Origin of the sequence: Rhizobium sp. L51/94 (genome assembly GCF_019355555.1) — a bacterium.
Lineage (GTDB): Bacteria > Pseudomonadota > Alphaproteobacteria > Rhizobiales > Rhizobiaceae > Rhizobium > Rhizobium rhododendri.
Genome location: NZ_CP072141.1, coordinates 3,165,366 through 3,179,556, shown reverse-complemented (window position 1 = coordinate 3,179,556; position 14,191 = coordinate 3,165,366). Strand labels below are relative to the sequence as shown.

11 protein-coding genes and 1 pseudogene are annotated in these 14,191 nt (G+C 59.1%); 8 read left to right on the top strand and 4 right to left on the bottom strand.

What is annotated here, in order from left to right; all coding sequences use genetic code 11:
• Positions 1-209: 209 nt before the first annotated feature.
• The 3 genes and pseudogenes from J5274_RS15525 (at position 210) to J5274_RS15515 (ending at position 2,680) form a co-directional block, all read left to right on the top strand.
• Positions 210-554 carry a hypothetical protein gene (locus tag J5274_RS15525; RefSeq protein WP_224127743.1) on the top strand — a complete coding sequence of 115 codons (345 nt, stop codon included), beginning with the start codon at positions 210-212 and terminating at the stop codon, positions 552-554.
• 654 nt (positions 555-1,208) lie between these two features.
• Positions 1,209-1,584 (top strand): annotated as a pseudogene (locus tag J5274_RS15520) (transposase); the annotation flags it as partial.
• A gap of 859 nt (positions 1,585-2,443) precedes the next feature.
• On the top strand, positions 2,444-2,680 hold the full coding sequence (locus tag J5274_RS15515) for a hypothetical protein (protein ID WP_142823608.1): 237 nt from the start codon (positions 2,444-2,446) through the stop codon (positions 2,678-2,680).
• 83 nt (positions 2,681-2,763) lie between these two features.
• On the opposite strand, the gene J5274_RS15510 is transcribed toward J5274_RS15515, so the two are convergent.
• Positions 2,764-3,720 carry an AraC family transcriptional regulator gene (locus J5274_RS15510; RefSeq protein WP_142823268.1) on the bottom strand — a complete coding sequence of 319 codons (957 nt, stop codon included), beginning with the start codon at positions 3,718-3,720 and terminating at the stop codon, positions 2,764-2,766.
• Between the two features lie 191 nt (positions 3,721-3,911).
• Between J5274_RS15510 and J5274_RS15505 the strand changes: the two genes are divergently transcribed.
• A complete protein-coding gene (locus J5274_RS15505; protein WP_142823267.1) occupies positions 3,912-4,562 on the top strand; it encodes an NAD(P)-dependent oxidoreductase in 651 nt (216 codons plus the stop codon).
• Between the two features lie 93 nt (positions 4,563-4,655).
• Here the strand turns inward: J5274_RS15505 and J5274_RS15500 are convergent, their stop codons facing one another.
• Positions 4,656-5,549, bottom strand: a complete 894-nt coding sequence (locus J5274_RS15500; protein WP_142823266.1) for a LysR family transcriptional regulator — start codon at positions 5,547-5,549, stop codon at positions 4,656-4,658.
• A gap of 106 nt (positions 5,550-5,655) precedes the next feature.
• Here J5274_RS15500 and J5274_RS15495 point away from each other — a divergent pair, with 106 nt between their 5' ends.
• The 3 genes from J5274_RS15495 to J5274_RS15485 all read left to right on the top strand — a co-directional run bounded on the left by J5274_RS15495 (position 5,656) and on the right by J5274_RS15485 (position 11,080).
• Positions 5,656-6,762, top strand: a complete 1,107-nt coding sequence (locus J5274_RS15495) for an aldo/keto reductase (protein WP_142823265.1) — start codon at positions 5,656-5,658, stop codon at positions 6,760-6,762.
• Between the two features lie 197 nt (positions 6,763-6,959).
• Positions 6,960-8,888: a methyl-accepting chemotaxis protein gene (locus tag J5274_RS15490; protein ID WP_142823264.1), complete on the top strand. Its 1,929-nt coding sequence runs from the start codon at positions 6,960-6,962 to the stop codon at positions 8,886-8,888.
• A 341-nt stretch (positions 8,889-9,229) separates the two neighbouring features.
• Positions 9,230-11,080 (top strand): methyl-accepting chemotaxis protein, encoded by a 1,851-nt coding sequence (locus tag J5274_RS15485; RefSeq protein WP_142831458.1) that lies wholly within the window; start codon positions 9,230-9,232, stop codon positions 11,078-11,080.
• Positions 11,081-11,267: 187 nt separating this feature from the next.
• Here the strand turns inward: J5274_RS15485 and J5274_RS15480 are convergent, their stop codons facing one another.
• Positions 11,268-11,636 carry a response regulator gene (locus J5274_RS15480; protein ID WP_142823262.1) on the bottom strand — a complete coding sequence of 123 codons (369 nt, stop codon included), beginning with the start codon at positions 11,634-11,636 and terminating at the stop codon, positions 11,268-11,270.
• A 168-nt stretch (positions 11,637-11,804) separates the two neighbouring features.
• Positions 11,805-13,418, bottom strand: coding sequence for a tlde1 domain-containing protein (locus J5274_RS28810; RefSeq protein ID WP_257625647.1), 1,614 nt, complete (start codon positions 13,416-13,418; stop codon positions 11,805-11,807).
• Between the two features lie 342 nt (positions 13,419-13,760).
• On the opposite strand from J5274_RS28810, the gene J5274_RS15470 reads away from it, so the two are divergent.
• Entirely contained in the window at positions 13,761-14,177 is a 417-nt protein-coding gene (locus tag J5274_RS15470) for a hypothetical protein (RefSeq protein WP_142823261.1), read from the top strand.
• The last annotated feature ends 14 nt before the right edge of the window (positions 14,178-14,191 follow it).

Sequence of the window (14,191 nt, the reverse complement as noted above, 5' to 3'; positions counted from 1 at the left end):
CAATGGTCGCTGCAACAAATGCAACGATTGGTGCAACTGAGGCGGAAAACAATCACCACGGAGGTCATTGGCGGAAACATGATGCTTACGGTGGGGCCAAGCGGCATTGGTAGGATAGTGACTTCCTTGTTGACATCTTTGGCCGGCGGAATAGGTGAGGTGGCAAAAAACTCGGCTTTCCCGGAATACTGAATCCGGGCGAAGGTAACATGTCGGTCATTGTCGAGAAGAACAAGACCGAGAGCGTGGGTGTTTTTAATGCAGTGAATGTTGGTGCAGGAATGACGACGAATGTCGGTTTGTCCTACAGCGTCAACGCAGGTTCACGTATTAACCTTATGAGCAATGACACACTCTCTTTAACGACCCAAAACAGCACCGCATTGCAGAGTAACGGTGAACTTCACCTAACCTGTGGCAATTCAAATGTCTTGATGCACGAAGACGGTTCAATCGCCATCTCAGACACTAAACTTTTCCTGGATTTTGACGAGATTGAAGTAAACGGCGAGAAGCGTGTCGTTATTGATAGTGGGAGGATTGACCTAAATTGATGAAATCACACCAATATATCATCTTTATCGGACTGATCGGCGCGATCATTTCTTTCTCACCGGCTTTCGCTCTGAACTGTGAAACAGATGTTTCTAAGTTCGACTATACGAACGACACACCATCGACTTTCAGTTTTGGCGATAAGAGTGATGTCGACAAAGCCTACAAAAAGCTAGCCGAGACCGTTGGGTCTCTGGACATGTATTCGAAGCCAGTTGTGTTTTTTTCCAAAGGATACACCGGGATAACACAGTACTTTTGTCCTGGCGAGAAATGTACATCTCAGGATATTGGGAAGGGATTCAGTATATGTTCTGCTCGTGGCATGAGCGCGGCTGACTCATGTTATCCTCTAGCCGTCGTGTATCACAGCAAAATGTATTGTCTGCTCTATCCAAGCGGAGAAGCTCCCGACTCCAAAAGGCCCTTTAAGCAATATATTCCATTCGACGAAAGTAAGTAAACATGGACAAAAATATATTTCCTTTTGGAAATGATTTGAAAATCCAGACCCATAGGCGGGACTTGCCAACACGCTTTCTTCAAGTTGGTTGATAGGCTACCATTCGGGAGTTTCCTTGATAATCGGCTGACCTGCCACTGAGAATTTCCTCCATAATGGGTAAGGGTCCGGCCTATTAAGGGACGGACGAATGAAGAAGCAGAGATTTACGGAAGAGCAGATTATCGGTGTGCTGAAGGAGCAGGAGGCTGGCGCGAAGGCTGCCGATCTCTGCCGCAAGCACGGGATTTCAGAAGCAACATTTTATAACTGGAAGGCCAAATACGGCGGCATGGAAGTCTCCGAGGCGAAGCGGCTGAAGGCGCTTGAGGACGAGAATGCCAGGCTAAAGAAGTTGCTGGCCGAGCAGATGCTGGATGCGGCCGCACTCCGCGAGCTTCTTGCAAAAAATGGTAGGGCCCGCCGCCCAGCGTGACGCCGTTACGCATCTGAAGACCGTCATGGGTCTTTCGGAACGACGGGCCTGCAACATCATATCCGCCGAACGCAAGACGATCCGCTATCGCAAATGGAAGTGCGTGCGCAACTTCAAAATAGAACGTCGCTTGTCGATCGACGCGGAAAGATGGGTACCAGTCTCGTGGATCTTATGGCCAGTGTTTCGAGCGTACCAGGCAGTCTAAATGACGACCTTGATGTGGCGAGGGTCTGGGTCTATGGGGAACAGATCTACATGTTGTCCCACGCTCACAACACACTAAAGGGTATCCCTATGCACGACTCTCGGGTGAGCGCTTCCGTCGATTTGGGTGTTGTCGAACAATCGCGATACAGCGCCCGAAGCTTCATTTGGGCATTTTTGGCGACAAATCGCCAATTTTCGTAAAAACTTAAATTGCTGATTTTATTACATAATAGTCGGGCTGATGCGTGAATCATTGCAGGTTTGTTGCGTGAATCACAGTGACGTCGAATCTTTTCAATCACTTAGGTGTTGCGGCGGACTCTTGTCTCGTCATGTCCGACCCGGAGACATAGGTGACAACGTCGTGCCGAACGGGTTATCGATGGTTTGCTACATGCTTGTTGCCAGATTAGACTTTCCGAGACTGGTCACCGCCGTCAGGAATGTTGGTCCCACTGTCGCGGACAGGTCGGTGTCGGTCTGAAGCCTGGCCGACAGCAAAAGACCGTGGCCGCCATTCACTTTAGAATTCGGATCGGACACATCTCGCGGGGCGGTCTGGCGGATCGCCCGCCAGGCAGGGGCTCTGACCGGTTTCACAATATATGGTCTGTATCGCGCCTCTCCGACCCGGTCGTAATGTTTCAATCCATGTTCCCCTATTGACGCCAGCGATTTTCACCACAATAGGATCGGGGCGGAAAAACATAGTAATCGCCTGACAGACGGCGACCGGAGTGATCGTGAGCGAACCAACCGTAGCAGACGCAACAAACCGGGTTTATGAATCGCTTCAGGCGAACAATGCCGATATCGACTTATATATCGCGGATCTGAAGGCAGCGTTGACGCGAGCCGGCCTGAAAGAGGCCGTATTCGACCCTTCACGGCTCGTGCAGAACAATCGCTCAGGCAGGAAGCTGATGCAGGCCTACTTTCGCCAGCGCGGCGTAACCGTAAAATTCTCGGCGTCGTAAAGCTATGTGGTGCTGCCAGACGGGCGGGCTGAGATTTCACGCTCGCTGACCCCTGCCAGCCATCACGGCCGCATGGGCACAGGCTACGCCCCGCGCGCGGCTCGGCGGCTGTACTGGCGCGGTGTGCAGCCCATTTCCCTGCGGAATGCGAATACGAATGCGCTTTCGGAATCGTATCCGAGGTTGCTGGCTATGTTGGCTATAGTGTCCGGGGTGGTCAGGAGGCGGTCCGCTGCGAGCATCATTCGCCACTGCACGACATACTCCATTACCGATACTCCAACTTTCTCCTTGAACCGGAAAGCGAAGGCCGAGCGGGACATGCCGGCGCGCTCTGCGAGTTGCCGAACGCTCCATCTGTGGCCGGGCTGTTCGTGAATGGCGGTAACGGCTCGGTTAAGGCGCTTATCCGACAGGGCGAACAGCCAGCCTATGCCGATCTCTGCCTGTTGCGCGAGGTGCAGCCGCAAAACCTCGACCAACATCGTCTCGGCAAGGTATTCGGCAACTAGAACGCTTCCCGGTTGCGGATGCCTCAGCAACGCCATCATCCGATCCAGATAGGCTTTGAGGGCGTAGCGATCCGCGCCATCGTCGATATGCAGTATCTCGGGAAGGGCGTTGAGCAGATGGCTCGACAGCTCCTGCCTGAACGTGAAAATGGTACCGAACAGGCAACAGTTACCGCCGCCACCGATTTGAAGCACGCGCCCGTTGAGGGGACCGTCCACCTCGTCATAGATGTTGCCCGGGTCGATTGCCGGGTCGCTTGCCAGGGAAAAACGGTGGCCATGGGGCAGGGCAAAGAACTCGCCTTCCCTAAGCAGGATAGGGTCCGGTCCATCCGCAACGGAGAGCCAGCACTGGCCGGATACGATCGCGAAACAGCGAAAGGCTGAATCCGCCGCGAAGCTGTAGGACCAGTTGCCGCCAAAATCCAACCCGCCCGACATATAGCCGCGCGTTTTCACCAGTGACAGCACGTCCGATAGCGGATCGCTGGCCAGAATGGACGATCGCGATACTAATGTGGATTCCATGCCATAGAACCTACGGAGATCCCGGTCTAATTTCAACTCACGGAAACGGGAGCGAAAGACGCGAGTTTTTCTGACGGGAGCAGCCGGCTGTGCGTGAACGGGTGTGGCAGGCTTTGGACTCGGAGCCAAGCGGCAAGGGCCTCACTCCTATGGCGCCGGGGCGTGGTTGCACTAACGAACGGATATCACGAATGACCCAACAATCGACTTTTCTGGTACTCGGCGCCACTGGCGGTACGGGCAAGCATTTCGTTTCCCTGGCTCTTGCGGGCGGCCACAGGGTGAGGGCACTGGCGAGGTCTCCGGAAAAGCTGGGCGGCGCAACGGCGAACCTCGAGGTGCGTCAGGGGTCGATCACGGATCCGATCGACACGGATGCCTTGGTGAGCGGGGTCGATTTCGTCATTTCGATGCTCGGCGATGTCAAGCTCCAGAGGACCGACAGGATCAATGCCGCCTTCGTGAAAAGGCTTGTCCCCTCGATGCGGCGGCACGGCGTAAAGCGTCTTCTCTACCAGGCGGGAGGACTGAGCAGACCCTATAACGGGAGACTTTCTCCACTCTTCTGGACGATACGCAACACCTTGGCCCGCGCCTATATCGGTCAGCATGAAGACAACGAAGCGGTGATGCAATATCTTGCGACAGAGGCCAATGACATGGAGTGGATCGTTCATAGAGCGGGAATAGGTTCGGACGGTCCGTCGAAAGGCGTGCTCGAGCGGTCGGCATCCAACTTCAGCGTAGCAACACACTGTGACTGCGCGGTTTACAATTATAGGATAATCATGACGCCTGCGGCGATTCATACGTCTGATCTCAGCTGTTACGCCCGCAGCTAGGCTCAGTGGCCTCTGCAAGAGCGTCCGGATGCCATTACGGCAATGTTCGCGCCGGACGGTCGGCGATGCATTTCTACATGACCTCGGATAAGATCACGCCTCCTCCTTCAGCGCGGCTATGAGGGCGCGCAGGGCTGGTGGGGTCTGGCGGCGGCTGGGGTGGTAGAGATAGCAGCCCTGGAACGGCGGGCACCATGCATCGAGGACGCGGATCAGCCTGCCTGCGGCGATGTCGTCTGCGACGTCGTCTTCCATGATGTAGCCGAGGCCGGCACCGGCGCGAACGGCTGCGGCGGCGAGGTCACCATCGTTGACGACGAAGGATCCGGATGTCCTGATCTTGATCTCGCGTGCCCCCGACTGGAATTCCCACGGCAGGAGACCACCGGCACTGGCGAGCCGATAGCCTATGCAATTGTGTCCTTCGAGATCGGCCGGCACCTCGGGCTTCTTGCGGTTTTCGAAATAGGACGGCGTGCCGACGACGACGGTCCTGAGATCTGGGCCGACGCGCACCGCGATCATGTCCTTCGCCACCGTTTCCCCGAACCGAATGCCGGCATCGAAACCGTCGGTGACGATATCCACCAGCCGGTCGTTGATGTCGACTTCCACCTCGACATCGGGGTTTTCCAGAAGAAAGGTCGGGAGCTTCTGGCGGAGAATGGTCCGGGCCGGGTAGGAAAAGGTCGTCAGCCTGACCTTGCCCGAGGGACTGTCGCGCCATTCGCCAAGCGCTTCCAGCCCGGCTTCGATCTGGGTAAAAGCCGGCTGGATATGCTGCAACAGCCGCAGGCCGGCATCGGTCGGCGCAACGCTGCGGGTCGTGCGCGCCAGCAGCCTGACCCCAAGCCGCTCTTCGAGGCCCCTGATCGCATGGCTGAGTGCCGACGGCGAAATACCCAGCGCTGCTGCTGCCCGCGTGAAACTGCGCTCACGCGCCACGGCGGCAAATGCCATCAGATCATTCAGTTCGCCGCGTTCCATTGATGCAGTGTGCTCATAAGTTCATGCGCCATGCAATGGATAATCGAGGTTTCCGGCGTGCTGTAGGATGAGCGCAGCAACACATCGAAACCGGAAGGATATTCGCATGGATCTCACCAGCTATCGCACGCTCGGACGTTCGGGCCTCATCGTCAGCCCGCTTGCGCTCGGCACCATGACATTCGGCGCCGGGCGCTGGGGTTCGGGCAGCAAGGCATCGCGCGAGCTTTTCGATACCTACATCGCTGCCGGCGGCAACTTCTTCGATACGGCGGATGTCTATTCCGGCGGGCGTAGCGAGGAGATGCTGAGGGACTTCATCGCGGAGGCGGGATTGCGCGACCGGGTGGTGATCGCAACGAAGTCGGGCTTTTCCCGGAGCCAGGGCACGCCGCTCCATGGCGGCAATGGTGCCAAGAACATCCGGCTCGGCATCGAGGGATCGCTGAGACGGCTGCAGACCGACTATATCGATATGTACTGGATCCATGTCTGGGATCGCACGACCCCGGCAGAAGAGGTGCTGCAGTCGCTGACAGATGCGGTCCGAAGCGGAAAGATCCTGCACTACGGTTTCTCGAACACGCCGGCCTGGTATGTCGCCAAGCTCGCGACGTTGGCCGCTGCGCATGGCCTGCCGGCGCCAATCGGCCTGCAATATGCCTATTCGCTCGTTGATCGTGGCGTCGAACTCGACATTCTTCCCGCTGCTGCCGAACTCGGAATGGACCTCGTGCCGTGGAGCCCGCTTGCCGCGGGTCTGCTGACCGGCAAATACGGCCGCGACATGCTGAGCCGTGCCGGGCCGGCCGGGGCAATTCCGGACACCGCCGGCGATGGCGGCGAGGGCGAAAGCGATGGCCGCCTCAACGGTGACAATCCGTTCGGGGGGCTCCTGTTTACCGAGCAGAACTTCGCGGTGGTCGATGTGCTGAGGGAGGTTGCGGCCGAACTGGGCCGGCCGATGGCGGCGGTCGCTCTCGCCTGGCTCATGCAGCGTCCGGGCGTTGGCTCCGTACTTGTCGGGGCGAGCCGCACCGGGCAACTCGCCGAGAACATAGCCTCGCTCGAGATCGTACTGACGGGCGATCACCTTCATCGCCTCGATGCGATCGGTGCGACGCCGGCGTTCAACCCGTATTTCATCTTCGATCTGCCGAAAGAGGTGATTTTCGGCGGCACGACCGTGCGTTCCTGGGTGAGGCCCGCCTGAGCCGGAACCGGGGCCGGCAACCGGCCCCGATCAACGCCTGTGCCCCAAGCAGCATAGATGCAGTATCGAATGGTCTATGCGCGATGCGTTGCAGAAACGTCTTTATACTTTACAAGTAGTTTATATTATAATTAACGATTGTCCGATATTTTCTTGACGGTTGGTATTTCCAGCATCAGCGAATCGGGGTCAAGAGTATGAATCTTTCTGTCGCAACGAAGCTTTTAGGCATATTTTCGGTGTCTGTGGCCATGACCGCCGGATTAGGTTTTTTTGCGGTTTATTCTCTCGATTCTATTCAAACGAAAAACCATGTCATTATTGAAAAGCGCATTCCGGGTTTCATTCTTCTTGGGCAGATGAATGCTGACATCGGCGATGTTCGCATTTATCAAAGCGCCGTACTGAACGCTCCAGCGGAGCAGCGCCAGAAGTTCTCAGATATACTGAAGACTGCAATCGATAAGGTCGAGAATGACATCCGCACCTATGAGCCGCTTCTGGTAGACAAGGAAGACATCGAGCTGTTTGCCACGCTGAAGCGCAACTGGAGCGCAGGCCTGCAGTCTTGGGGTGAAGTGGGCAATCTCGCAAAGAATGCCAAAGCGGATGAGGCGAGAGCGCTGTTCTACGGCAAGGCACTCACCGACTACAGTTCGGCCGGCGACGCCGTTCAGGCAGCTGTCGATGACATCGCCATGAACACCAAGGACGAAGGCGCCGCTACGTTGCACACCATCTCCTTTGCGTCGGATGTCACATACGCGTGCCTCGGGCTTGCTCTCCTTCTTGGTATTGCCTCCGCGCTCTTTGCCATAATGAACGTCTCGCGTCCGCTTGCCGGCATCAACACCTCGATGCGCAAGCTTTCGGAAGGCGACACGGATTCGGAAATTCCCTTTGCCCGCCGGGCCGATGAAATCGGCCAGATGGCCGGCGCGGTCGAAATCTTCCGTCAGGCAGCGATTTCCAACAATCGCCTGGAACGCGAGGCGGAAGACAACAGGCGGCAAGCTGAAATCGACCGGATCGAGGGTCAGCGCCGGGCTGAAGAAGAAGCGGCCGAACGTCTGCGCATCGCAACCTCGGGTCTTGCCGATGGTCTGAAGCGCCTCGCAGCAGGTGACCTGTCCTTCCAGCTGACGGAAGCATTTTCTCCGGATTTCGATGCCTTGCGCCACGACTTCAACCGGTCGGTCGAGCAGCTCGGCGGCGCCCTGTCGTCGATCACCACCAGCGTATCCAGCATGGGCAACGGCACTCGCGAGATTGCAGCCGGCGCCAACGATCTGTCGAAGCGGACGGAGCAACAGGCTGCCGCGATCGAGGAGACCGCTGCGGCCGTCGAGGAAATCACCGTCAACGTGGCTAACTCCGCCAAGCGCACCGAAGATGCACGCGACGTGGCATCTCGCGCCAACGAGTCCGCTGGAAAGTCTGCTGAAGTCGTTTCGCGGGCCGAAGAGGCAATGGAGAAGATCGAGACCTCGTCGCAGCAGATTTCCAACATCATCGGCGTCATCGACGAAATCGCCTTCCAGACCAACCTGCTGGCATTGAATGCCGGCGTCGAGGCAGCCCGTGCCGGCGAGGCAGGCAAGGGGTTCGCCGTCGTAGCGCAGGAGGTTCGCGAGCTTGCCCAGCGTTCGGCGCAGGCAGCCAAGGAAATCAAGGGTCTCATCCACAGCTCTTCGTCCGAAGTCGCAAACGGCGTGAAGCTGGTGCGCGATGCCGGCGATGCCCTGAAGACCATCGGGCAGTTCATCGTCGAGATTAACGGCCACATGGACTCGATCGCCACGTCTGCAAAGGAGCAGGCCACCGGGCTCCATGAAGTCAATCAGGCCGTGAACTCGATGGACCAGACGACACAGCAGAATGCCGCGATGGTGGAGCAGTCGACCGCCGCGTCGAATACGCTCGCCAACGAGGCCAATACGCTTCTCGAACTCGTCAGCCAGTTCAAGCTCGAAGGGGTCAGGAACACGCAGTCATCGGCGCTCAGGCAGACGGCGCAGGCCATGGCTGCTCCGGCGCGTCAGTCCCGCCCGGCGGCGCAGTTCTCCGCACCACGCAAGATGGCAGCAGGCGGCGGCAGTTCAGGCGCTAGCTGGGAAGAGTTCTAAGCGCATCGCATTTTTATGAAGGGATTTCGGAACCGGACGGTGGAGCAGCGATCTGCTCCACCGTCCAGCACCCTTTTAGCCTCGGAGTTGTTCTTTCTGTGATCAAGGCCGGCGCGCTCGCGAAGATTGCCTCTTGCTAAAATGCACGTGTTTACAGCGTATTGACGCTCACATATCGGAGCGTGCAGTCCTTTCGGACGATCCTCAATGCGTGGCTGCATTGCCGTCCGTCGGCCGGCGAATTTACTGGAATCGTTAAGGATCCGGGGCCAGGGACGCCGCTAAGTGCATAATTTATTGAGATTTGAATGCCAGTCTTCGATTAAATGAGGACTCCCTAAATGAAAATCAATCTATCCCGCACCTTGCTGCTGTTCGGGCTGGTCGTCGGCGCCGGCCTGCTCGTGTCCATCGGTCTTCAGACCTATGCGATCGAGAAGCTCAAGGTGAACGGACCGATCTACAAGTCGATCGTCGAGGGCAAGGATCTGGTTGCCGACATCCTGCCGCCGCCTCTTTACCTGATAGAATCTTACATGCTGGCAAACGAGATCGGCAGCAACCCCGATCTCTATGCGGTCAATGCCGGAAAGATACGGTCGCTGAGGAAGGATTACGACGAGCGTCGTGCCTACTGGCGTGCGTCCGGGCTCCCTGATGGAATCAAGAACGAGCTGGAGAACGATGTTCTCGCCAAGGGAGACGTATTCTGGAAGGTCATGGACGAGCGCTTTCTGTCTACCGACAGCTCGGTTGACAGGCATGCGGCTCTGATGGAGCTGAAAGACACGTTCCACGCACATGAGGCGGCAGTCCTCAAGCTGGTGAAGATGTCGGACGCGCTGTCGGCAGCGCAGGAGGCGGAAACCGCCCGCATGTCGTCCAGCCTGATGTCGCTGGCGCTCGGTGCAGGTGGCCTGTCGGTCGTGGTGTTCCTGGCTGGCCTCGTCACCATCCGGCAGAGAGCGATCCGGCCGATCACGAAAATGACGACAGCCATGTCGAGGATGGCGGGCGGCAATCTCGACGAGGCTGCCCCTTACGCCGACCGGACCGACGAGATCGGCGCGATGTCTGCGGCGCTCAATGTCTTCCGGACGGCGGGCCTCGAAAATCGAAGCCTGCACGATCAGGCGGAGGCCTCGAGAGCCCAGACCGAAACCGAGCGGCGCGGTCGCGAGGCCGAGCGGCTGGAAGAATCCAGGCAAGTCAAGATGGTGATCGACGCCCTTGGCGCCGGGCTTGGCCGGCTTGCCCAATGCAACATGCAGACGACGATCGATTCAAGCTTCAGCGAGCAGTTCGAACCCCTGCGTGCCGACTTCAACAATTCGCTGGCAAACTTCCAGACGACGCTGGAAGAAGTATTGCAGAAGACCCGGCTGGTGCACGGCAACGGAACCGAGATGCAGGAGGCTGCGCACAGCCTTTCCAAGCGTACCGAAGAGCAGGCTTCGGCGCTGGAAGAGACCTCCGCAGCATTGGAAGAAGTAACCGCTACCGTACGGTCCTCGTCGGAGCGGAGCCTCGAGACGCGTCACCTCGTTGCCGATGCCAAGCAGTGCGCGCATGCCTCGATCATGACCGTGCAGGAATCGGTTGCTGCCATGAACCGCATCCAGGCGGCGTCGGGAGAAATTACGCAGATCATCGGCGTCATCGACGAAATCGCTTTCCAGACGAACCTGCTGGCTTTGAACGCGGGCGTAGAGGCGGCGCGGGCGGGAGATCAGGGCAAGGGCTTCGCTGTCGTTGCCCATGAGGTGCGCGAATTGGCGCAGCGCTCGGCCAAGGCTGCAAAAGAGATCAAGGCGCTCATCGTCAACTCGTCCAACGAGGTCTCGACCGGCGTCCGTCTGGTGGGAGAGACCGGCATCGCCCTGCGCAAGATCGAAGGCTTTGTCTCCGAGATTGACGCCAAGGTGGAAGCCATCGCCACCTCCAGCGTCGAGCAGGCGACGGGCCTCCAGGAAATCAGTTCGGCCGTCAACGCGCTGGACCAGATGACACAGAGAAACGCCGCCATGGCCGAAGAGACGACAGCTCTCAGCAACGAACTTTTCTCCGGATCAAGCGTGCTGACGGAACTCGTCGGCCGCTTCAAGCTCAGCCGCACATCCACCCTCCGCCACGCGGATGCCGAGATGGATGACCTTGCCCCTGTCGCCAGGCGCCAGCTGCGGCGCGCCTGAGGAAGCACAGTACGAGGGTTCAATCGCCTGCGCGTGGATAAGACCTCCGCGCGCAGGTCGCTGTTCTCCCGTACAGGATGGCACAAATCACGATGTGAGTGTGTTAGGCCCCGGCAGCAAACTGCGCGAGTGTGCGCCCCAACATTAAGTCGGTTCGACTTTCCAACAGTGCGCTGGTGCGTGCTTGCTAAGCGGCCAGCATCTGGCTGAGATTGTTGATGATCGTTTCCGGATGGTAGGGCTTGCCGACGAAACGGCTGGCCGCGGGCAGGTCGGATGGCTGGACGTTGCAGCGACCGGAGGTGACGATGATCTTGGTGTCCGGCCATTGCATCGACACCACGGCTGCAAGCTTCAGTCCATCCATCGATCCCGGCATATCGACATCCGTAAAAACAGCGCAGATTTCGGGATGTGCCGTCAAGACAGCCACGGCATTTGCGACATTCGGGGCTTCGAGAACCTCGAAACCAGCATCCTCGAGTGCGCAAACGATGTCGAGGCGGATCAGCGCTTCGTCCTCGACGACCAAAACCGTCATTTTGTCGCTTGCCATTCCTGGCTCCTGTCCGTTGCTCTGTCTCGATCTAAACGCAGGTACTTGGATTTCGATACAGGCGCATCGCAGATATATCAGGACATGTTTAATTAAATGCGAAAGAAGTGCCGGCGGGTCTTAACGTAGTCGTCCCTGCCGTCGCGTGGATCGGCTGGGACGGAGCGCTTAGCGCGAGGCGATACGGCCGGGGGCGACCGAGAGGTGGGGAACCACGAGGAGACGGTTGACTTCGCCGCGCTTGAAGGCTGCGAGGAAGCGGCGGTAGTCCTTGAAGGAGACGCAGCCGTTGGAATCGCCGCGACGGCCGAGCATGTAGGTGTGGGCCAGCAGCCCGTCGCGACCGTAGATGGCGCGCGGATCGACGGGGTTGAGGCGGATCGCCTCGACGCCGTGGAACAGCGATTCGCGCATCGTCAGGTCGTAGGTGTGCGGTGGCGTCGGGCCACGGTTCTTCTGGTTGACGTAGCGCGGGTTGTCGATCATCTGGCCAAGCCCGGAATGGGCCTCAAGCTGCTCTCCATTGGGCAGGTACACGCGGGCCGCCGAGATATCGTAGATCGCAACGCGGGTGCGGGCGTTCGGCAGCGAGGTCGGCGCCTTGAAGGCCGGCTCGTTGTCCATCCCTGCATCGTCAGGACGGGCGTAGGCGAGCAGCGCCTTGGAGGGGCGGGTCAGCTTTGCGGCCGGCGTCGTTGCCGCATCCGGCGAAGGGGCCGGGCGCATGGTTGGCAGCGGAATGCTCGACATTAGCATGTCATCAGCGGAAGACGTGCCAGACGAATCGCCGGAAGCGGTCGGCATGACCAGTCCGAAGGTCTGTTCTACAGCGACGTTGGCGCGCCGTGCATCGGGCTCGACCATGGCAGCGGCGCTGGACGGAAGACCGTCGTCGTTTTCAGCGGGGCGCTGCTGCGGCACGATCTCACGGGTGGAGACGGCTGCCGGACGGGCAGGCTTTGCGGCGGCCTGCGGGCGTTGTGCTGGCACGAGGGCCGTCGCGTCGCGCGCGGGAGCAGGCGTCGGGTCGATCATGGCCATCTGGACAGGCCGGTCTGCGGCTGACGCTGTCGCCGCCGTCGTCGGGTTGGGCATAGGTGTCGGAATTTGCGAGCCAGGGCCTGTCGGCGCGGCGCTGGCAAGCGCCAGCCTGTCGTCGCGTGAGGTCACGGGGAGGGCAGGAGCCGAGGCTGTCAATGCGCGTTCGCTGGTCGCTGCGGCGCGGTCGAGATCGACGCTTGCCGTGCGGACGGCGGCGGCATCGGCTGTTCCGGCCGGCACGGCGGCCAACGCCACTTTCAAGGCTGCCATGACGTCGGCAGGCAGCGGGCGTCCCGACTTTGCGAGCGCATGGGAAGACTGGCCTGCATCGGCGATCTCGGTCGGTGCATGTACGACGCGGTCGCTCTTGGCAATGACGGAGTAGCTCGGGGCGAGGGCGGCCATTTCGGCAGCGATTGCCGAGCGATGGGCGTTGGCGAGCGCGAGAGCGTTGATGCCGGCGGGGTCGAGGGTCGCAAGCCGCAGGCTTGGATGGCCGACAGGCTGCGACGCTGCTCGTGCCACCAGCGATGGGCCGGTTTTCTGCAGGATGGGAGATCCTGATGCGTAGGGACCGACGACGCTCTGGAGAGCGAAGGCGGTGGCTACTACCCAGGAAAAGGCGACCACGCCGGTGCCGATCATCACGGTGCCGACCGTCATGACGCGGGACGAGCCTTTCTTGCCGGCCTTTCCTGCCCTGGGACTGACGTCCCTAAACGTCTCGATCGCAAACGCCATGATACTCGTTCCACACTGATACACACTCGGGCGGCCAGGCGATCCGGATTGCCGGAGCCCATGCTGGTGGTCAGCTAGACGATGTTTGTCTCCGCTGCTTCCCGCCGCTCGTCTCAAAGAATGAAGAATCTTGGTAACTAAACCCTTTACGCGGTGAATATTAGAAGCCTCTGCCGCAAATTTCTGTCCGTCGCGGCTCAAGAGCGGCACCTCGGCGTTCGTTTTTGGAACAGTTCGGCCGTCTTGACCGTTGCGCCATTCCGGACCGGGTGGTTAATATGACGGTACGATGACGACGCGCTGCATAGGCAATCCGTGCGGCCGAAATATGGGAGAAAAGAAATGGAAAGACGGCTTTTCCTGGCGTTCTGCGCGCTTGTGGCCGTTCCCATGACGGCTTCTGCCCAGCCGCACAGCATCGGCAAGGCGCTGACGGCATGCATCGTGCAGGCTGCCGAAGAAAACAGGCCCGTGGTTCTCGGCAAGGATAAGCCCGTGGCGCAGATTGCCTGCGATGACGACGGCGCCAGGTATTTCTACGACGCGCTCGAAACCCTTGGTGCCGAGACCAGCGATACGTCCGCCGCTGGCGTTACGCTGATTACGCGCCGTTTCGGAAGCGAGGGAGGGCCCGGAGCCTCGCGTTGCCAGCGGAAAGTCAGTGCTTCCGGAAGCTCGAGGGACGAAGACTATCACTGCTGGATCGACCTCGACGTCAACGACACGGTGCTGACGGGCTGGACGGGAAGTCGCCACTGACCTCTCGCTGATGT

What these genes read in the sequence shown, in the direction of transcription:
- J5274_RS15525 (WP_224127743.1), top strand. Translation starts at nt 210, where the DNA reads ATGTCGGTCATTGTCGAGAAGAACAAGACCGAGAGCGTGGGTGTTTTT.
- J5274_RS15510 (WP_142823268.1), bottom strand. Translation starts at nt 3,720, where the DNA reads ATGGAATCCACATTAGTATCGCGATCGTCCATTCTGGCCAGCGATCCG.
- J5274_RS15505 (WP_142823267.1), top strand. Translation starts at nt 3,912, where the DNA reads ATGACCCAACAATCGACTTTTCTGGTACTCGGCGCCACTGGCGGTACG.
- J5274_RS15500 (WP_142823266.1), bottom strand. Translation starts at nt 5,549, where the DNA reads ATGGAACGCGGCGAACTGAATGATCTGATGGCATTTGCCGCCGTGGCG.
- J5274_RS15495 (WP_142823265.1), top strand. Translation starts at nt 5,656, where the DNA reads ATGGATCTCACCAGCTATCGCACGCTCGGACGTTCGGGCCTCATCGTC.
- J5274_RS15490 (WP_142823264.1), top strand. Translation starts at nt 6,960, where the DNA reads ATGAATCTTTCTGTCGCAACGAAGCTTTTAGGCATATTTTCGGTGTCT.
- J5274_RS15485 (WP_142831458.1), top strand. Translation starts at nt 9,230, where the DNA reads ATGAAAATCAATCTATCCCGCACCTTGCTGCTGTTCGGGCTGGTCGTC.
- J5274_RS15480 (WP_142823262.1), bottom strand. Translation starts at nt 11,636, where the DNA reads ATGGCAAGCGACAAAATGACGGTTTTGGTCGTCGAGGACGAAGCGCTG.
- J5274_RS28810 (WP_257625647.1), bottom strand. Translation starts at nt 13,418, where the DNA reads ATGGCGTTTGCGATCGAGACGTTTAGGGACGTCAGTCCCAGGGCAGGA.
- J5274_RS15470 (WP_142823261.1), top strand. Translation starts at nt 13,761, where the DNA reads ATGGAAAGACGGCTTTTCCTGGCGTTCTGCGCGCTTGTGGCCGTTCCC.